At 35.9% G+C, this 16,589-nt stretch carries 25 protein-coding genes and 1 pseudogene; 8 read left to right on the top strand and 18 right to left on the bottom strand.

Annotated features, from left to right (window positions below; genetic code table 11):
• Positions 1-20: 20 nt before the first annotated feature.
• The 8 genes from CVFO_RS04425 to CVFO_RS04390 all read right to left on the bottom strand — a co-directional run bounded on the left by CVFO_RS04425 (position 21) and on the right by CVFO_RS04390 (position 7,596).
• Complete coding sequence (locus tag CVFO_RS04425) at positions 21-1,718, bottom strand: multicopper oxidase family protein (RefSeq protein ID WP_201338874.1); 1,698 nt, start codon at positions 1,716-1,718, stop codon at positions 21-23.
• Entirely contained in the window at positions 1,715-2,677 is a 963-nt protein-coding gene (locus CVFO_RS04420) for a sterol desaturase family protein (RefSeq protein ID WP_225879206.1), read from the bottom strand. The genes CVFO_RS04425 and CVFO_RS04420 overlap by 4 nt, the downstream gene beginning before the upstream one ends.
• Positions 2,667-3,620: an imelysin family protein gene (locus CVFO_RS04415; protein ID WP_225879205.1), complete on the bottom strand. Its 954-nt coding sequence runs from the start codon at positions 3,618-3,620 to the stop codon at positions 2,667-2,669. The genes CVFO_RS04420 and CVFO_RS04415 overlap by 11 nt, the downstream gene beginning before the upstream one ends.
• 21 nt (positions 3,621-3,641) lie before the next feature.
• Positions 3,642-4,943, bottom strand: coding sequence for a di-heme oxidoreductase family protein (locus CVFO_RS04410; RefSeq protein WP_225879204.1), 1,302 nt, complete (start codon positions 4,941-4,943; stop codon positions 3,642-3,644).
• Between the two features lie 43 nt (positions 4,944-4,986).
• On the bottom strand, positions 4,987-6,294 hold the full coding sequence (locus CVFO_RS04405; RefSeq protein WP_201338871.1) for an imelysin family protein: 1,308 nt from the start codon (positions 6,292-6,294) through the stop codon (positions 4,987-4,989).
• 49 nt (positions 6,295-6,343) lie between these two features.
• Positions 6,344-6,817: a hypothetical protein gene (locus tag CVFO_RS04400; RefSeq protein WP_201338870.1), complete on the bottom strand. Its 474-nt coding sequence runs from the start codon at positions 6,815-6,817 to the stop codon at positions 6,344-6,346.
• Positions 6,786-7,175, bottom strand: coding sequence for a hypothetical protein (locus CVFO_RS04395; RefSeq protein ID WP_201338869.1), 390 nt, complete (start codon positions 7,173-7,175; stop codon positions 6,786-6,788). The genes CVFO_RS04400 and CVFO_RS04395 overlap by 32 nt, the downstream gene beginning before the upstream one ends.
• Positions 7,176-7,431: 256 nt before the next feature.
• Positions 7,432-7,596 (bottom strand): hypothetical protein, encoded by a 165-nt coding sequence (locus CVFO_RS04390; RefSeq protein WP_201338868.1) that lies wholly within the window; start codon positions 7,594-7,596, stop codon positions 7,432-7,434.
• Between the two features lie 128 nt (positions 7,597-7,724).
• Between CVFO_RS04390 and CVFO_RS04385 the strand changes: the two genes are divergently transcribed.
• Positions 7,725-7,913 (top strand): hypothetical protein, encoded by a 189-nt coding sequence (locus CVFO_RS04385; RefSeq protein WP_201338867.1) that lies wholly within the window; start codon positions 7,725-7,727, stop codon positions 7,911-7,913.
• Between the two features lie 469 nt (positions 7,914-8,382).
• On the opposite strand, the gene CVFO_RS04380 is transcribed toward CVFO_RS04385, so the two are convergent.
• From CVFO_RS04380 to CVFO_RS04365, 4 genes are all read right to left on the bottom strand, one after another.
• Positions 8,383-8,703, bottom strand: a complete 321-nt coding sequence (locus CVFO_RS04380) for a ferritin-like domain-containing protein (protein ID WP_201338866.1) — start codon at positions 8,701-8,703, stop codon at positions 8,383-8,385.
• Between the two features lie 15 nt (positions 8,704-8,718).
• On the bottom strand, positions 8,719-9,072 hold the full coding sequence (locus CVFO_RS04375) for a ferritin-like domain-containing protein (RefSeq protein WP_201338865.1): 354 nt from the start codon (positions 9,070-9,072) through the stop codon (positions 8,719-8,721).
• A gap of 91 nt (positions 9,073-9,163) precedes the next feature.
• Positions 9,164-9,301: a hypothetical protein gene (locus tag CVFO_RS09475; protein ID WP_201338864.1), complete on the bottom strand. Its 138-nt coding sequence runs from the start codon at positions 9,299-9,301 to the stop codon at positions 9,164-9,166.
• Positions 9,240-9,407 (bottom strand): hypothetical protein, encoded by a 168-nt coding sequence (locus tag CVFO_RS04365; protein ID WP_201338863.1) that lies wholly within the window; start codon positions 9,405-9,407, stop codon positions 9,240-9,242. The genes CVFO_RS09475 and CVFO_RS04365 overlap by 62 nt, the downstream gene beginning before the upstream one ends.
• A gap of 164 nt (positions 9,408-9,571) precedes the next feature.
• Between CVFO_RS04365 and CVFO_RS04360 the strand changes: the two genes are divergently transcribed.
• Genes CVFO_RS04360 through CVFO_RS04345 form a run of 4 tightly spaced genes read left to right on the top strand, consistent with a single transcriptional unit; the run spans position 9,572 to position 12,246 of the window.
• On the top strand, positions 9,572-10,075 hold the full coding sequence (locus CVFO_RS04360) for a YceD family protein (RefSeq protein WP_201338862.1): 504 nt from the start codon (positions 9,572-9,574) through the stop codon (positions 10,073-10,075).
• An 11-nt stretch (positions 10,076-10,086) separates the two neighbouring features.
• Entirely contained in the window at positions 10,087-10,284 is a 198-nt protein-coding gene (rpmF, locus tag CVFO_RS04355; protein WP_201338861.1) for a 50S ribosomal protein L32, read from the top strand.
• 5 nt (positions 10,285-10,289) lie between these two features.
• On the top strand, positions 10,290-11,309 hold the full coding sequence (gene plsX, locus CVFO_RS04350; RefSeq protein WP_201338860.1) for a phosphate acyltransferase PlsX: 1,020 nt from the start codon (positions 10,290-10,292) through the stop codon (positions 11,307-11,309).
• Positions 11,302-12,246 (top strand): beta-ketoacyl-ACP synthase III, encoded by a 945-nt coding sequence (locus tag CVFO_RS04345; protein WP_201338859.1) that lies wholly within the window; start codon positions 11,302-11,304, stop codon positions 12,244-12,246. Before plsX ends, CVFO_RS04345 begins: the two co-directional genes overlap by 8 nt.
• Here CVFO_RS04345 and CVFO_RS04340 read toward each other — a convergent pair.
• The 6 genes and pseudogenes from CVFO_RS04340 to CVFO_RS09455 form a co-directional block, all read right to left on the bottom strand.
• Positions 12,243-13,097 carry a polyprenyl synthetase family protein gene (locus CVFO_RS04340; protein WP_201338858.1) on the bottom strand — a complete coding sequence of 285 codons (855 nt, stop codon included), beginning with the start codon at positions 13,095-13,097 and terminating at the stop codon, positions 12,243-12,245. The two genes, CVFO_RS04345 and CVFO_RS04340, sit on opposite strands and share 4 nt — an antisense overlap.
• A 49-nt stretch (positions 13,098-13,146) precedes the next feature.
• Complete coding sequence (locus CVFO_RS04335; protein WP_201338857.1) at positions 13,147-13,371, bottom strand: exodeoxyribonuclease VII small subunit; 225 nt, start codon at positions 13,369-13,371, stop codon at positions 13,147-13,149.
• 1 nt (position 13,372) lies between these two features.
• On the bottom strand, positions 13,373-13,624 hold the full coding sequence (locus tag CVFO_RS09470) for a Rossmann-fold NAD(P)-binding domain-containing protein (RefSeq protein ID WP_425352091.1): 252 nt from the start codon (positions 13,622-13,624) through the stop codon (positions 13,373-13,375).
• A 91-nt stretch (positions 13,625-13,715) separates the two neighbouring features.
• A pseudogene (locus CVFO_RS09465) lies at positions 13,716-14,369 on the bottom strand (IS3 family transposase); the annotation flags it as partial.
• 65 nt (positions 14,370-14,434) lie between these two features.
• Positions 14,435-14,680, bottom strand: coding sequence for a transposase (locus CVFO_RS09460; RefSeq protein WP_201338905.1), 246 nt, complete (start codon positions 14,678-14,680; stop codon positions 14,435-14,437).
• A complete protein-coding gene (locus CVFO_RS09455; protein WP_201339518.1) occupies positions 14,619-14,786 on the bottom strand; it encodes a hypothetical protein in 168 nt (55 codons plus the stop codon). The genes CVFO_RS09460 and CVFO_RS09455 overlap by 62 nt, the downstream gene beginning before the upstream one ends.
• Positions 14,787-15,030: 244 nt before the next feature.
• Here CVFO_RS09455 and CVFO_RS04325 point away from each other — a divergent pair, with 244 nt between their 5' ends.
• The 3 genes from CVFO_RS04325 to rsmH are packed head-to-tail and all read left to right on the top strand — an operon-like array spanning position 15,031 to position 16,588.
• Complete coding sequence (locus CVFO_RS04325; protein ID WP_201340340.1) at positions 15,031-15,216, top strand: hypothetical protein; 186 nt, start codon at positions 15,031-15,033, stop codon at positions 15,214-15,216.
• A complete protein-coding gene (gene mraZ / locus CVFO_RS04320; RefSeq protein ID WP_201340338.1) occupies positions 15,216-15,668 on the top strand; it encodes a division/cell wall cluster transcriptional repressor MraZ in 453 nt (150 codons plus the stop codon). Before CVFO_RS04325 ends, mraZ begins: the two co-directional genes overlap by 1 nt.
• Positions 15,665-16,588 carry a 16S rRNA (cytosine(1402)-N(4))-methyltransferase RsmH gene (gene rsmH / locus CVFO_RS04315; protein WP_201340326.1) on the top strand — a complete coding sequence of 308 codons (924 nt, stop codon included), beginning with the start codon at positions 15,665-15,667 and terminating at the stop codon, positions 16,586-16,588. The genes mraZ and rsmH overlap by 4 nt, the downstream gene beginning before the upstream one ends.
• The last annotated feature ends 1 nt before the right edge of the window (position 16,589 follow it).

The raw sequence follows: 16,589 nt of genomic DNA, 5'->3' as shown, positions 1-16,589 counted from the left end.
AACTAAAAAGAATGCCATGGTTAACTAACCTTGCAAAAAGACTTTAATGGTATTCTTTTATTGTTATCAATATCAGCCATGACCGTGTCAAAATCCTCTGGCTCCACTACCAAAAACTGTCCCATCATGCCTGCATCCTCATGTTCTAATATGTGGCAATGATACATATAAGGATACTCAGTATCAGCGTAGTGGTCAAATTTAGCAATCACTCGTACGGTTTCTTCTGGCATGAGTAGTACAGTGTCTTTCCAGCCACACTCATTTTCATTAGGTGGTATTGGGTCCGAGCCATCACCTTGTTCCCTATCAAGAATTTGAAACTGAATGTCATGAATATGAAAAGGATGTGTGGTGTGCGCACCATTGGTAATTCGCCAAATTTCAATATCACCTTTTTTAACCACTTCATTAATCATACTCATGTCCATTTGCATGCCGTTAATTAAATGCAACATATGCTCGCCTTCAAGCGCAATACCGTTGATGGTTTTAAACATGGAGGTAAACACTCGTCTGTTGATTCTAAAACCACTCATGACTGTTAATCCAAAATACCTAGTTTTAACGGCATCTGATGCTTTTAATCGGGTTATTTTGGTGAGTTTACTAGGAATTTTTTTAACAGCATTGGTGCTAGTTGATTGACTAACGTGGATACTCATAATATCAAAATTGACTTTGTCTAGCGCATCTACTGAATGCGACAGACGACCTGTACCACCTACTTTAAATGGCCCGCCAAACTGATGTCCATTAAGCTTTTGTTTGTCATAATATTCAGCACTGAAACTTTTTAGTCGTAAGGTTTTTCCCTTATTTTTACTCAAATCAAGCAAAATTTCCACGCGTTCTGCAGGACCTAATAACACCCGAGTGAGCGGCACTGGTTTTTCTAAAAAACCACCATCACTAGCAATTTGATAAAACTGAATGTCACCTTCGAAGCCCAAATTGTAAATTCTTGCATTAGAGCCATTGAGTATTCTCAATCTAATCACTTGGGCGTGTGCATTTAAAATAGGCACAGGTCTGCCATTCACCAAAATTGTATGCCCTTTCATGCCACCTGATTTATCAAAATCGCCCTTATTTAAATAAAGCAATTGGGCATCTTCATCAAACCGCCTATCTTGAATCACCATGGGTAAATCATCAACACCATAGGTTTTAGGAATGTCTAATGATTTGGATGTTTCATCATCAATTAAGAAAAAACCCGCCATACCTTTATACACTTGCTCACCCGTATAACCCTCAAGATGTGGGTGATACCACTGGGTTGAGGCTAATTGATTGATACGCCAGCTGGGTTTCCACGTCTTATTAGGTGGAATAATTTGATACGGACCGCCATCTTCTTTGGCTGGCAAATGCAATCCATGAAAATGCGTGGTGGTGTTGACTGACAAATGATTGGTTATTTCAAATCCTATATCATCTGTATTATTCACCCGAATAGTTGGGCCTAGAAGGCTATTACCATAGCCCAATACACGGGTTAACTTGCCTTTAAAAATTTCTGTTGTGTTGTGATTGATTGAAAATTTAAAAATCTTTTTACCATTAATAATTTCAGGCTCAATGAGTGGTGGCACAACAAAAGTTCTATCTGCGTAGTCAGGCAGGGACAATTTGGCAGACTTTTTATCACTGCAGCCTATCGCCAAAGCGCTGCTAGCCAATATGGATGTTTTAATAAAATCTCTACGTTTCATTGTTCTTTTTTTAGTCTTTGAAATTGGCATAATGCTACAAAATACGATATAAAATGTTTGCTTTTTATTTGCTTATAAATAGCAACAAAAGGGAAAAGTAATAAACCTTGCAGGCTTTGAAAGTTTTTCATCTGCGCCTTTTCTAAGCCAAATTTAATATTAGTTACATTTTTTGAAAGGGTTAATGTACCAAATAGATAATCCCAGATTGACAAAAAACCACCAAAATTGGTATTAACATGGTTTCTAGAATGGTGAATTTGATGTTGTAGTGGAGAAATTAAAAATCGCTCAACCACATTGCCAAAACCTAACTTAATATGTGAATGCCTAAGATTAGAGCCTAATAATGAAAACATAAAAGAAAATAAATTAGCCCCTAAAATATCATAAACACCCACCAAGCTGCCAAATAAAAATACAAAAATACCCGTCACAAAACCAATACTCATGGAATAACGCAAGCCGAATAACAAGGATTCCACAGGATGCACTCGATAAAACGTCAATGGATTTAAAACTTTGGCACTGTGGTGCACTTTATGAAACGCCCACAACCATGACACAAAGTGCAATAGACGATGTAACCAGTAGCGGGTGAAATCGCTTAAAATAAATAAACTAAGTGTAAATATCACCATCACTTGCACATAAGAAAAGCCATCTATACGTACAAAACCGTATTGATCTAATAAAGTAATATTAACAAATAATGCCACTTCTTTAGCACTCATCAGTATTGGCAAAATAACCATAACTTTAAAAAATACAGAAAAAATGAAATAGCCATAATCCAATAAACTAGAAGAGTGTAGCCACAGTTTTTTTGACAAAATAATACACTTTTGTTTTGGATGATGCTTTAAAAAAATAAAAGCAATCACCAGTGAACTTAACAAAAACAGCCAATAAATTCGCTTATGAGGGTTTATTAAATATTCAAGTGGATTAATCTCCATCAGCATCCAATACCTTAGAGACAAATCCCAGTCTGTCCATTAAAGAAATATAATAAGCTTGCATAAGCCTATTGGTTGACTGGTATAAGCGCCTACCCTTGTTATTAATAAAATCAAACTCGGACATATCATTCGCATTAGCAATTGAATCATTTAATGCGCTAATGGCTTGGTTAATCTCTTTGATTGCTTTAAATTGACGCGCAATATCGCCGAAATCTTGATAATCTGGTGAATTAATAACCTGAACTTGTGCTGCAAGAATGGCTTTAATGGCATTCATGCTATTGCCACTAATTGCGTATTCTGCCCTATGATTGTTTGGTCTATTCTTAAATTTCTTACTCAAACTAGCCACATCACCAATACGCCACTCTTTAAGTTTATAAGTACCGTCAACCAAAGTATTTAGCAAAATTGCACTGGCATATTGCTCGCTTTCAGGAAATTTTGATTGATGTGCCTTATAACCATTTAGAATTTCAGACAAATAGTTTTTGATTGACCTAGTAATCATTAACGCCATATTTTTAACCCTTTGATGGGACAAATCTTTTGTAAAAAGTATATATTCCAAGGCGTTAATGGTTTTATGTAAATGCTTGTACATAGCACTAGATAGCACATCATTATTATTATTAATTAAATCTAGTTGAGATTTGATATTCTCATTATTGCCATGAAATATATCAATATATCTTGGTGTGTCTAAATAATCCTCATTTAAATCACCTAATAAATAAGTGGTTTCGACTTTTTTCCAACTTGAAACTAAGTTACCAAATTGCCTTTTAACGACTGTCTGATTAGATTGGTTAATACTATCAATCAACAACTCAGCATTTTTAATAGCTGATACAGCATTAACAATAATAACTTGGTTAAAGAATTTTTCGCCAACTGCATTTACACCAACTGACACAAGCAAAAAAACAACCGCCATCAAGTATTTCATCAATTCGCCCTATATTTCATTCAAAAATTGCAATATTTTACCCCTACTATTAATAGGTAAATTCATAAACAAAGTTTTAGACTTTTCAGCCTCACCACCATGCCAAAGGATTGCTTGTTCAAGGTTGCGTGCACGACCATCATGCAAAAAATTCTTATTATCTTTGAGTATTAAAGCAGCTCTACCCAGTCTCCATAATGGTGGTGTACGCCATTCATTGCCCAAGGCATCAAACTCTGAACGAGAATCTGCCAAACCCTTCCCCATATCATGCAATAGAAAATCACTATATGGATATATAGTAGTGTTGGGTAGTGAGTAACTTGGAACGTGGCATTGCGAGCAGCCAATTTCAGAGAATAGTCTTTGTCCTTGATGTTCTTTAACAATAGATTTTGGCAATTTTAAGTGTGTCAAATAGTAACTAATGGCGCTTAATCTTTGTGCTGTCAGCTCATGCTTTTCCCCGTCTTTTGAAGCATTAATACATGCAACTTGTATTGGCGTACACGACTGATGTTCATGAATAGGATTAGTCAAACCCATATCATTAATAGCAGCATTAGCTGATTGATGCCTTACCGTTGGTGCAGAAGCCTTCCAAGTATAGCGACCAATCTCCATTTGCCTGATTTGACTTGACCAAACTCGATTGGCTTTGCCAGAAATGCCATCATGATTAGCATCATGAACATCTTCATTGGCTAGGATTTGCGCATCAGTAATTTGCTCTAATAAACCCAATCCCACAAGTGCTGGTGCAATCCTAGCACTGACAATTGTATTAGGGTGTAAATCGCCATAACCTAAATTTTTTAACTTAATTGTTGGTTTCTGCAAGGTAACAATAACGCCATCAGGATAGTAAATATCTTTAGTTGAATAATGCACTAAGGGCTTGGCTTCAAAAGGCACACCTAACACACCATTAATACTAATTTGAGCGCCATAACTTGGCTCAGGAATAAAGCCAATTTTGGCCGTCATACGCTGATGTTCATCGGTGCCATTGGACAGTATAGACAAGCGTATCACATGCGACTTATCAACAATATTGTTTGCTTCAAATACTTTGCCGCGACCATTTTTTGCATGACAATTAACACAAGTATTGGCACTAAATAACGGGCCTAATCCATCACGTGCTGTTGTTGCAGAAGGTGCTTGAACCCAAGGAATGCGAAAAAAACTTTTGCCTAAAATAAACTCATCCACCTCATCATTATTTAAGTCAAGCTGAATTTGTGTAAAAGATTGGTTTAATATACGGGTTGATAAATCTTCTAAGCCATTAGCAAAAACCCTTGCCATTAGACTAACAGCAAGGGTTGATATGCTAAGAATTACTAAACGTTTATAGTTTGGTTTCCTCAACATCCGTTATATCTCCAACCGTCAAATCAACACCATTTGATTTTGCCACATAAATCATTTGATCGCCAATAGCTCTTAACTCATTTTTAAGTTTTTTGATTTGTCTAGCTTGTGTATCATTCGGGCGAATTTGATAATCAAAATGACGGCTCACTTGTGCCAATGTATTCATTTGATTAATTTTGGCATTAGCCGATGCAATTAAATCCATCAACTTGGTTTTATCTTTCATCGCATCAATAGGTGCTACGCCATAGTCAACACCATCATAAGTACCAAACAACAAATTCTTAAAGCCTTGGAAATTTTGCGTAATATCACGATGCGTGTTATCAGAAAAACAACTGTGCTCGTCCTCTTCAGAAGGTGTAAGCACCGCCACTGCGATACGCTCATTAGCAAGCTCGGACTTAATAAAAACACCCAAACCAGAAAAGATTTGTCTTAATGCTACTTTCGTGTCAATATTCTTAGTTGCATCAGAATTTTTACCCAATAACGCTGCCTTGTAATTAGTGCTATCACCATCTGCCCAAGCTGAAACCATTGACTCTAAATCAGAAACAATTAGACTTGCTGCTGCATTTAAATATTCCTTGCGACGATCAGCATTTGCATTAGTCGTATAATCAGAAAGCGCTCTTTGACCTGCTACCAACGCACCATTGGTTACACTATCTTTCATAAAATTAGTATAATCTTGGTCTTGACCCCATAATAAAAATTCAATTGCGTGATAGCCCGTTGCAACATTAGCATCGCCACCATTTTCATTAAGAGCCGCTAATACACTAGGAGTAATTATACTGACATCAACCGCTGTTGGGTTTTCACCACCTGGATTGAATATGCCTTTGGTGTCAATAATATTACCTGACGTTTTCCTACCCTTAGCATTAGTCGTATAATCAATCATATTTTCATCTAACGGCCAAGCATTTAATTGCCCTTCTGGCGCACCATAAGACGTGTACCAACCTTCCTCTGCATCAATAGGTCCATTAGACAATCTGAACGCTTCCGTTTGACCATAAGATTCACGAGCATTTAGCCATGCTGCTTTAGCATTTTCCATCAAAACTATTGTGGGACGATTAGTAAAATCTCTGAGCTTTTCCTTTAGTGTTTTAGCACCATTTAAAGCATCCGTGTAGTTTGCCGTTGCAATGTTTGCATAAGTACTTAACAATGGGTTAGCCTCATCACTACCCCAAAATGCGCTTACAGTAGAGATTGCCATTGCCACTGTTAAAGCAGATGAAACTATCAATTTTTTTTGTACTTTCATGTGTATTTCTCCTTAAATTTAAAAATTTTACTCAAAATATTTGCTTTCATTAGAATTCGTAAGCAACTTTTAAGCCATTGACTGCTTTTTGTCCATCCACTTTTTTGTTTTCAAAAAAGACAGTAACACCTTCTGCTAGTGAAAGACTATAAGTCAAACCTTTTTGCTTATCGCCATCATCAATCTTACTATAAGCCAAATTAAGACTAGCATCCATGCCTTTTAATTGGTGAGCATAACTCAACTCAGTATGTTGTGCCTTAATGCTATTTGCAACGCTTTGGTTAGTTTTCACAGCTTCATAATAAAAGCCCAAGCCATTGTCCAAACTAACTCCTAAATGATAAGCATTAGAACTGTCGTAACCTGTTGTGCCATCTTTGAAGTAATCTATGCCAGCACTAAAAATATCATTGCCATAATTAATACTAATACCAGTATCGTTATCAGTGTCTTTATAACTATAAATAGAAGCTTGAACATCGCTTAAATTAGCATATCTTTGCTGCCCCCTTATCAGCACTCGTTATGCCCTTGGTAAGTGGGTCTGTTATCATGCCAGTTTCATAAGCACTAAATGGCACGCCAATACGACCTATACTAGCTGTAAAGCCACCATTGTGATAATTAATCATTGCCTCATCTAAAATAATATCGTCTTCTTTAGTGGGGTCATCTTCCCCTCTTCTTTTAACTTTGATTGTGCCATCAAACTGCTCATTTACTGCATGTGAAACAGTCAGTTCTAAATCGCCAAACTCAACCTTGTCATTACTTGAACTGTATACCATTTCAATCAAACCACTAACACTTGTTGCTGATTGCGTTGTCTCTAAAGCAGTAATACGATCTTTTAATGTATCTATATTCTGTATCTGCAAGTACAGTTGTGCCAACAATTAACATACTTAATGCTATTACCTTATTTCTTTTCATTGTGTCTATCCTATATATTTTAATTAGAAATGTCGCAGAACTATTCCTGCAAATTTGATGCTTATACGCATCACTCTTCATTCACCTTCTTTTATTTTTGTTAGAGGGTTAATTTTTTGAGTTAGTAAATGATATCAGTTCTTATTTGCAATACAATATAAGAATTTTGTGATATATCATTTTCTTAGCAGCTCAAACAACTTAACAAGCAAAGATATTATTTAATAGCTGAATTTCATTCAAATCAAGTTCATTCTCAATTAAAAGTGAATCATTAAAATCTCTTAAATACTTAGCCACGCTATTAATTAAACTAATTTCCATAGATCTAGTATTTGCACTTAATTTAATTTTATTAATAATCACTCTTTTCGTACTCCCGATTCTTATTCAAAATGATTGCTTGAGTCTTTCTTTATTTCATCAAGAAATGTTTGTTTAATCATTTGGTTTGGCAAATTAAAACGCCACATAGAATCTAAATCTAGTCGATTATGACTACGCAGGTAACTAAGTTTATATTTTTGCCAAAAACCAAACATACTTATATTTTATTAGCACAACCACCACAGCAATCATGGCAAGACTTAGATTTACTTGATGGTGTTATGATATTTTTTCCTGCTAAATTTGTTGTATCGGTGGTTATTTTTGTTTTTCATTTATTTTTCCATGTTAAATAATTGCCCCTACAAGGCTGGGGCTAGCCAGCATAACCAATTTACCCATTGAATTTGAGGGATTGAGATAAACCCGTCATGCATTTTTTGGTTTGCCTCACACTTGATTTAAGAGCATGAGGCGGTGTTGAAATGATTGCTATCGGAGATAATTAGCGAACAGAGATAAGCAATACATTTCTAACCTGTGTTAATTAATTAGCCAACTTATCAAAATAAGCCAAATAATCTTTCAATTCTTTTTGTGACAATATGAAATATTCCTTTTGCATTAAACTTCTCCATTAAATTGTATTTTTTTTGTTAGTATTTATTAGTAAGCATCTTCTCTTGAAGAGCTTAAACACAAATGATACTCATTATCATTTGTAATTGCAAGTCATTTATGTAAAAATATTTTTAGTGGAATAACATAAAAAGATAGCACGAAAAATCGTGCTATTAAAACGTTTTGAGCAAGCTAAGCTTACATTTATGATTGGATATAATTTTGCAAGCCCAATTTTTCAATCAAGCCCAATTGTTTTTCCAGCCAATAAGTATGGTCTTGCTCGGTATCTTCTAGCTGACTTGTCAGCATCGTGCATGTAACAAAATCCTGCTCTTGTTCGCACAACTTAACAGCACTCTTTAAATCGTTTGCCACTTTATACTCCAGCTTAAGGTCATTTTCAATGCATGATGTCACATCACAACCAATATTCAAACCTTCTTGAATTGATAAATCTGGTGTGGCTTCTAAAAACAGCAAGCGCTTGATAATTTGATCAGCATGGCTTGTATTGCCATGCATATTAACACTCCTATATTACATAATTGATTGATGATAATTGTCCGTACCTACCTTTGAAAGTAGGCTAATTTGTGTTTCAAAATAATCCAATTTATCTTCACATGCCTCTAAACACTCTTTAAGACAATCACGAGTCACATAATCCCTCTCCTTTTCAGCCTTAGCAATCGCTACTTGAAGTATGGCTCTAAAACTTAGCTCCATATTTAAATTAGCTGTTAAAACTTCAGGCACATCTTCGTCAATGTTGAGCTTGCCTAAATCTTGTAAATTTGGCAAGCCTTCTAAAAACAAAATACGTTTAATCATGCTGTCAGATTCTTTAAGCACTTGGTTTAACGATTGATTAATATTATTATCAACCTTCATATTTTTCTCCTATTGTGAGTGTGCAATGCTCTAACCTACTTGGACACATTTCAAGCCGCTTTTTTCAATTCAGCCATCTTTTGAGCAGGTGTTAAATACCCAATCGCTGTTTGCCTGACTCTGGTGTTTGTCCACCAAGCTCTGCTAGGTATTGTTTTCTCCATCTGCTAACTGCTGAGGAGCAAGCTCCTGATATTATCATGATTTTTTTTATTGGTGTAATTCTCATGCACCATGAGTTTGGCATAATCTAGTGTTTCCCCCTCAAGGGGGTATTGAACAGAATGTTCAACGGTAAAAGTCACTCGTTGTTTTCTTGATTTATATTGTGTCATTACTGACCTCCTTATGGTTTGTATTATAAGGCTATCTTTGTGTCCAATAAAATTAGACTATTGCAAAATCAACAATCTGCTTGAGTAATTATTTTTTTCTATAAAGAATGATATTATCATCTATTTTTTGGTAAAATTACCAAGTTGTTTTTTGGTAAAGGTCAATGCAGGGAATACCAGACACTATAAAGTTATTTAGTTTTGCTAAAAAAGGGTTAAATCTTTCACATACATATCATGTGAAAGACTTTCCTAGAATGAAAAAACTACTTAGCAATATTGATGATAAAGTAAAAGTTGAATTAAGTTTTTATATTGAAAACAATTCAATTCCTTGTATTGAAGGTATTATCAAACTAAATGCCATGGTTGATTGCCAGCGCTGTTTAAATGAGGTAAATCTTCATTTAAGCCCTAGTTTTAAACTTGGCTTTTTAAAAAATGAACAACAGGGAGGGACACTAGATTCAAGCTTTGAGACAATTCTTAATGCTGATGAGGCGTTTTCAACCATTGAATTTATAACAGATGAGGTGCTAATATCCATTCCAATGAGTCCGATGCATTCACACAAATGTCAATCGTACCAAGATAAAGAGAGGATCAAGCAAGAGAGACACAATCCTTTTGCGATATTAAAACACATGAAAACTCAATATAAAAAATAAGGAGTAAGAAAATGGCTGTACAAAAAAGTAGAAAAACCCCTTCAAAAAGAGGCATGCGTCGCTCACATAATGCACTAGCATGCCCTGCATTATCAGAAGATCAAGAAACAGGTGAAATCCACTTGCGTCACCACATTACAGCTGATGGTTATTACCGTGGCAAAAAAGTAATCAATAAAGCACAAGATATTCAAGAAATAGATGCTTAAACCCCATGACAATAAAGGTATCAATTGATGCCTCAGGGGGGGATTATGGCATACCTGTTACTATTAAAGCAGGCATTAAAGCATTAGGCGTATTTCAAGATTTGCATTTGTATTTTGTGGGTGATGAGTCTAGCATCAAAGCTGAATTAGACAGCCAGCCATCAAATATACCCAGTTCAAGATATACAATTATTCACGCAAGTGAGGTTGTGTTAATGAACGAATCCCCAGCAATTGCATTACGTAAAAAGAAAGATTCTTCTATGCGCGTTGCAATTAACCTAGTCAAAATACTTAAGGTAAATGCCTGTGTTAGTGCAGGCAATACTGGTGCACTTATGGCCATTTCTCGCTTTGTACTAAGAACCATCAAAGGTATTGACCGCCCTGCTATCATGGGTCGTATGCCAACCATGACTGGACATACGCACATGCTTGATCTAGGTGCCAATGTTGATTCAAAACCTAAAGCTTTGGTTGAGTTTGCAACAATGGGCTCAATTGCCGTCAAACATACAGAGAATATTGCATCACCCACTATTGCTCTTCTTAATATTGGTGAAGAGGACATGAAAGGTAGTGAAAAAATCAAAAAAACTGCCGAATTATTAAAAGCCTCTAGCCTGAATTATGTAGGATTTGTCGAAGGGGATGATATTTACAAAGGTACAGTAGATTTAATTGTTTGCGATGGTTTTGAGGGTAATATTGCACTAAAAGCCAGTGAAGGTGTAGCCTTAATGATGAGACACTACCTGAAACAAGCATTTACTCGAAACCTGTTAACCAAACTAGTTGCCTTAATCGCAACTCCTGTACTTAAAGATTTTAAATCTAGCCTAAATCCTGGTAAGTATAATGGCGCCTCTTTGTTAGGACTTCAAGGCATTGTTGTTAAAAGTCATGGCGGTGCAAATGTTGATTCATTTTTAGCAGCAATTACTGAGGCCTATGTTGAAGCTCATGCTAAAATCAGCGACAAAATATCATTTCAAATTTCAAAAGAATTAGAACACAATGAATAAATTTGCAAGAATCATTGGTACGGGTAGTTACCTACCACCCACTATTGTCACCAACGATGATTTATCAAAAACCATTGATACAACAAATGAGTGGATTACCACACGTACAGGCATTAAACAAAGGCATAAAGTTACTAATGAAACAACTTGTGATTTAGCCGAAAAAGCAGCCAATCATGCACTTGAGATGGCTGGTATTAATGCTAAAGATTTAGACTTGATTATTCTAGCAACCACCACACCTGATAAAATTTTTCCTGCAACAGCAACCATGTTACAAACCGCAATTGGCGCTTCATGTCCTGCATTTGATTTACAATCCGTTTGTGCAGGCTTTATCTTTGCACTAACCACAGCTGAGCAATATATCAAAACTGGCGCTGCCAATAAAGTATTAGTGGTTGGTAGTGAAACCTTGTCAAGAATTGTTAATTGGAGTGACCGTTCCACTGCGGTTTTATTTGGTGATGGTGCGGGTGCGGTAGTGTTAAGTGGCAATAATGATACTGGTATTTTGCACTCAAAACTATTCAGTAATGGTCGTTACTTATCCTCACTTCAAGTTAGTAATAATTACATTAATGAAGTGGGCTTTATTGAAATGTCTGGCAATGAAGTTTTTAAAATTGCCGTTAACCGTTTATCTTCTTTGGCAGAAGACACTCTTAAAGAGGCCAACTTAAACTCAAACAAGCTAGACTGGATGGTGCCACATCAGGCCAATATTCGCATTATATCAGCCGTTGCTAAGCGTATCAAAATCCCAATGAATAAGGTTATTATTACCCTTGAAAATCATGGCAACACTTCTGCTGCTTCTATCCCATTAGCACTTGATACAGCAGTTAGGGATGGTCGCATTAAAAAAAGTGACAATCTATTATTTGAAGGGATTGGTGCTGGTTTTAGTTGGGGTAGTGTTTTGGTTCAGTTTTAAAACAATCTTGCTTGTAAATTAGCTGTTAATTGTTGTAATTCTGCTGCATCTACACTTAACAAACCTAGCTCATCACTGGCTTTTTTGTATAAATTCTTATAGGTAATTTTTGATTTATCCAAACCTAATAAAGACGGATAAGTGGGTTTATTTTTACACTCATCAGAATATTGCTTTTTACCTAACAACACATCAGGCGTTTCAATATCAAGCACATCATCCTGAATTTGATATGCCAAACCAATATCTTTAGAGAATGCATTTAGAATAAATCTATCCTTACTATTGCACACTTTGGAGACGATTGCACCTAAATTAACTGCGCAACTCAGCAGTGTCCCTGTTTTTTTCCGATACATAGTTTCTAGTGTTGCAATGTCCACTTGCTTTGCAATAATGGATAAATCAATTGCCTGACCCTCTGCCATTTCAAATGAGGCGTGAGTCAAAGACTTCAGCAACTCAATTTTAATATCAGCACTAATTAAATCATCATTGACCAATACTTCAAATGCTAATGCTTGCAAGCCATCACCTGCCAAAATTGCTTGATCCTCGCCAAAACGCTTATGGCAAGCTGGCTGATTGTGGCGTATATCATCATCATCCATGGCTGGTAAATCATCGTGAATTAAAGAATAAGCATGAATAAATTCAACAGCGCAACTGCTAGAATCAACTAAATTTAAATTTGTGCCAAAAATATTAGCGACAGAATAGGCAAGAATAGGTCTAAAACGCTTGCCATTAGTTAGTGCGCTATAGCGCATTGCTTTAGCCAAAGAGCCTTGTAGTGATAAGTGTTGGTCTAATTTAGCATTAATCCTTGTGATGTAGATATTAAAATCCATTGCTTAAAAGCCTTGGTTCGATATTTGACACTTAGCATGATGCAAAATCTTACAAATCCTTTAATGGCTTTTCGTTTGTATAATTATCTTGCTCGGTTAACATGGAGATTTTTTGTTCTGCTTGATTTAATGCGCTTTGGCATTGCTTGGTTAGCGCCACACCTTTAGAAAAGTAATCAAGCGAATCTTCAAGGCTCAAATCACCAGATTCCATGGTCTTTACAATTTTTTCTAAATCGCTTAAGCCTTGATTAAAATCAAATTTTTTTGCCATTTTATGTTTTTCCTCCACTGCCCGCTTTGCTTAGTATTTTATCCATTATTCTTGCTGGTAGTATTCTTTTAAGCACAGCAAATAGTTTAGTTGGAAAAGTAACACAATAATGAATTTTGGCATTTTTTGCCTCTAAAGCATGAATAGCGTATTTTAGTATTGCTTCTGCAGGCAAAGTATAAGCGGCTAATTTATCAGTATTTAGACGCTTAATCATTTGCTGATAGCTGTGCTGATAATCACTAGCACCCATGTCAACATTTCTTTTAAAAGCTTGATAAGCATTTTTTCTAAACTTGGATTCAATCTACATTTTGCACGACTTCACTATGATTTGCAAAACTTTAATAATTTAATCTCTCAGTCTTCAGACTTCTAAAGAAACGCTCCATGACCGCATTATCCCAACAATTACCTCGCCTGCTCATGCTTTGAGTAATGTTGTTCTTGTTGCAATAATCAATAAAAACTTTAGAAGAGTATTGAGTCCCTTGATCAGAGTGGAACATGTGTTTATTTGTATTGGGCTGGTGTCTAGACACAGCATTACTAAGCGCATCCTTTGCCAACTGAGCATTAGGCTGTTTTGACAATGCCCAACCAACAACTTGTCTTGAGCCTAAATCCAACACACTGGCTAAATAACTCCCACCTTGATAGGTTTTGATATAGGTAATATCACCAACCCAATGCGTATTAATTGATTGCTGCTCAAACACACGATTTAATAGGTTTTTTGCCTTTTTAAACATCAATCTAGTATTAGGGTAATAATGACGCTTTCTTGGGCGTATGGCAACTACATTGGCTTTTTTCATTAGCGTTGCAGTTTGGTAAATACCAATGTTATAACCTTGGTTATTCAAAACTACTCGCATTCTGCGTTTGCCATAGGTGTATCCAACTTCAATAGCAGTTTGTTTGATTAATTTAATCATAGCGTTGGTGTTGTTGTTTACTCGCTTATCTTTGACTTGATAGTAATAACTACTGCGAGGAAGTTTGAGTAATGCTCATAATTCTTTAGTATTGTATTGTTGGCAAGCCTTGTTTATCTTGATAATCATATCACTTGGTGATTGTCCACAGCGAACAAGGCTGTTGCCTTTTTTAAGATTTCATTGTCCCTTTGTGCGCGCCAAAGTTGTTTCTCAAGCAGTTGTATTGTTTGTTGTTCAGAAGTCAGCGCTTTGCCTGACTCTGGTGTTTGTCCACCAAGCTCTGCTAGGTATTGTTTTCTCCATCTGCTAACTGCTGAGGAGCAAGCTCCTGATATTATCATGATTTTTTTTATTGGTGTAATTCTCATGCACCATGAGTTTGGCATAATCTAGTGTTCCCCCCTCAAGGGGGTATTGAACAGAATGTTCAACGGTAAAAGTCACTCGTTGTTTTCTTGATTTATATTGTGTCATTACTGACCTCCTTATGGTTTGTATTATAAGGCTATCTTTGTGTCCAAGTAGGTTAGAGCATTGCACTGCAAGAAGGGATAAATTTCTAAACTTTTTTACTTAGACAAAAAATTCCAAACCAAAACCATCACTAACAACTTTTCACTATGAGCTAGATTTTTAAATTGTTTTAAATAAAAATGGACTAAAGTGTCTAAAAGTGGTATAAAATTTTCCTTAAAACTAAATTCAAAGGAGTGCTTGTATGAAAAAAATTAAATTGAAGTTTATGCTTAGTGTTTTCCTATCTGTATTTTCTCTGAGTGTTTTAGCCCTGATGGGCACACAACAAAGCCAAATAAACAATGCCAAACCGTTTTTAATTATCACCATTGTGGCTTTAATATTGGGTGTAATAGCCTATATGCAAAAATATCAGCAACATCGCTAATGTTTAGAGGGGTGCACAATTTAAGTGTTGATACTAAGGGAAGGGTAAAAATACCAACGCGCCACCAAGCACAAATTGATGAAATTTGTTCAGGCAAGATGGTGCTAAGCATTCATCCAGATGATGAATGCTTATTGTTATATCCCTTAAAAGATTGGCAAATATTGGAAGAAAAAATTAGTGTTTTGCCTTCATTAAATATTCACACAAAGCGATTAAAACGCAAACTCATTGGTCATGCCACTGATTGTGAATTGGACAAGGCAGCGCGTATTCTAATTCCTTCAACACTTAAACATTATGCCCATATAGATAAAAAAATTATCATGAGTGGCCAGGGGCATAATTTTGAATTATGGGATGAGGATATTTGGCATAAACAACTTGACAATCTTGACTCACTCAGCAAACAAACCCAAATCCCAATAGAAATTGCCCAATTATCGCTATGATGTCTAATCATCACCAATCTGTGATGTTTAATGAGTCAATTGAGGCGCTTAATATAAAAACTGATGGTATTTATATTGATGCGACTTTTGGTCGTGGTGGTCATGCCCAAGGCATACTGAATAAATTGGGCGAGCAAGGAAAATTGATTGCCTTTGATCAAGATATCAGTGCGATTGAATACGCCCATAAAAATTTTACTGATAATCGTTTAACCCTTATCCATAGTGCATTTTCCAATATGCTAAGTATCATAACTGAGCAAGGATTAATAGATAAGATTGATGGTATTTTGATGGATCTCGGCGTCTCATCACCTCAACTGGACAATGCACAACGTGGTTTTAGTTTTAAAGCTAATGGCCCACTAGATATGCGCATGAACCAAACCACAGGCATGAGTGCCACGCAATGGCTAAACTCAGCCAATGAGAAAGAAATTGCCAATGTTATTTATCGATTTAGTGATGAAAAAAAATCACGACATATTGCTACTAGAATCAAAAAATACCAACAAAACCACACATTAGAAACCACTCTAGCACTTGCCAATATTGTTAGTGAAGTGGTAAAGGGGCAAAAAAATAAACACCCTGCCACACGAACTTTTCAAGCCATACGCATCTTTATCAATCAAGAACTTAAACAGCTTGAAGATGCACTGGAACAATCCAAAGATATTTTAAGCAAGGATGGCAGGCTGTCCATTATTAGTTTTCATTCGATTGAAGATCGTATTGTTAAACGTTTTATTCAAAAAAATTCACGACAAAAACCCCTGCCAAAAGGCTTGCCTATTATTGACTATAAAATTGAAAAAACTTGCCTGAAAGATTTAGGCAAGCACTTTGCTAATAAGGCAGAAATTAGTAGCAACAAACGTGCTCGTAGTGCAATTTTACGAGTGGCAAGCAAAAATTAAA

This window comes from Isorropodon fossajaponicum endosymbiont JTNG4 (assembly GCF_016592615.1).
GTDB lineage: Bacteria > Pseudomonadota > Gammaproteobacteria > PS1 > Pseudothioglobaceae > Ruthia.
The sequence above is the reverse complement of the archived record's forward strand: the minus strand, read 5'-3'. Positions and strand labels throughout refer to the sequence as shown.

What these genes read in the sequence shown, in the direction of transcription:
- CVFO_RS04425 (WP_201338874.1), bottom strand. Translation starts at nt 1,718, where the DNA reads ATGAAACGTAGAGATTTTATTAAAACATCCATATTGGCTAGCAGCGCT.
- CVFO_RS04420 (WP_225879206.1), bottom strand. Translation starts at nt 2,677, where the DNA reads ATGGAGATTAATCCACTTGAATATTTAATAAACCCTCATAAGCGAATT.
- CVFO_RS04415 (WP_225879205.1), bottom strand. Translation starts at nt 3,620, where the DNA reads ATGGCGGTTGTTTTTTTGCTTGTGTCAGTTGGTGTAAATGCAGTTGGC.
- CVFO_RS04410 (WP_225879204.1), bottom strand. Translation starts at nt 4,943, where the DNA reads ATGGCAAGGGTTTTTGCTAATGGCTTAGAAGATTTATCAACCCGTATA.
- CVFO_RS04405 (WP_201338871.1), bottom strand. Translation starts at nt 6,294, where the DNA reads ATGAAAGTACAAAAAAAATTGATAGTTTCATCTGCTTTAACAGTGGCA.
- CVFO_RS04385 (WP_201338867.1), top strand. Translation starts at nt 7,725, where the DNA reads ATGACTACGCAGGTAACTAAGTTTATATTTTTGCCAAAAACCAAACAT.
- CVFO_RS04380 (WP_201338866.1), bottom strand. Translation starts at nt 8,703, where the DNA reads ATGCATGGCAATACAAGCCATGCTGATCAAATTATCAAGCGCTTGCTG.
- CVFO_RS04375 (WP_201338865.1), bottom strand. Translation starts at nt 9,072, where the DNA reads ATGAAGGTTGATAATAATATTAATCAATCGTTAAACCAAGTGCTTAAA.
- CVFO_RS09475 (WP_201338864.1), bottom strand. Translation starts at nt 9,301, where the DNA reads ATGAGAATTACACCAATAAAAAAAATCATGATAATATCAGGAGCTTGC.
- CVFO_RS04365 (WP_201338863.1), bottom strand. Translation starts at nt 9,407, where the DNA reads ATGACACAATATAAATCAAGAAAACAACGAGTGACTTTTACCGTTGAA.
- CVFO_RS04360 (WP_201338862.1), top strand. Translation starts at nt 9,572, where the DNA reads ATGCAGGGAATACCAGACACTATAAAGTTATTTAGTTTTGCTAAAAAA.
- rpmF (WP_201338861.1), top strand. Translation starts at nt 10,087, where the DNA reads ATGGCTGTACAAAAAAGTAGAAAAACCCCTTCAAAAAGAGGCATGCGT.
- plsX (WP_201338860.1), top strand. Translation starts at nt 10,290, where the DNA reads ATGACAATAAAGGTATCAATTGATGCCTCAGGGGGGGATTATGGCATA.
- CVFO_RS04345 (WP_201338859.1), top strand. Translation starts at nt 11,302, where the DNA reads ATGAATAAATTTGCAAGAATCATTGGTACGGGTAGTTACCTACCACCC.
- CVFO_RS04340 (WP_201338858.1), bottom strand. Translation starts at nt 13,097, where the DNA reads ATGGATTTTAATATCTACATCACAAGGATTAATGCTAAATTAGACCAA.
- CVFO_RS04335 (WP_201338857.1), bottom strand. Translation starts at nt 13,371, where the DNA reads ATGGCAAAAAAATTTGATTTTAATCAAGGCTTAAGCGATTTAGAAAAA.
- CVFO_RS09470 (WP_425352091.1), bottom strand. Translation starts at nt 13,624, where the DNA reads ATGGGTGCTAGTGATTATCAGCACAGCTATCAGCAAATGATTAAGCGT.
- CVFO_RS09460 (WP_201338905.1), bottom strand. Translation starts at nt 14,680, where the DNA reads ATGAGAATTACACCAATAAAAAAAATCATGATAATATCAGGAGCTTGC.
- CVFO_RS09455 (WP_201339518.1), bottom strand. Translation starts at nt 14,786, where the DNA reads ATGACACAATATAAATCAAGAAAACAACGAGTGACTTTTACCGTTGAA.
- CVFO_RS04325 (WP_201340340.1), top strand. Translation starts at nt 15,031, where the DNA reads ATGAAAAAAATTAAATTGAAGTTTATGCTTAGTGTTTTCCTATCTGTA.
- mraZ (WP_201340338.1), top strand. Translation starts at nt 15,216, where the DNA reads ATGTTTAGAGGGGTGCACAATTTAAGTGTTGATACTAAGGGAAGGGTA.
- rsmH (WP_201340326.1), top strand. Translation starts at nt 15,665, where the DNA reads ATGATGTCTAATCATCACCAATCTGTGATGTTTAATGAGTCAATTGAG.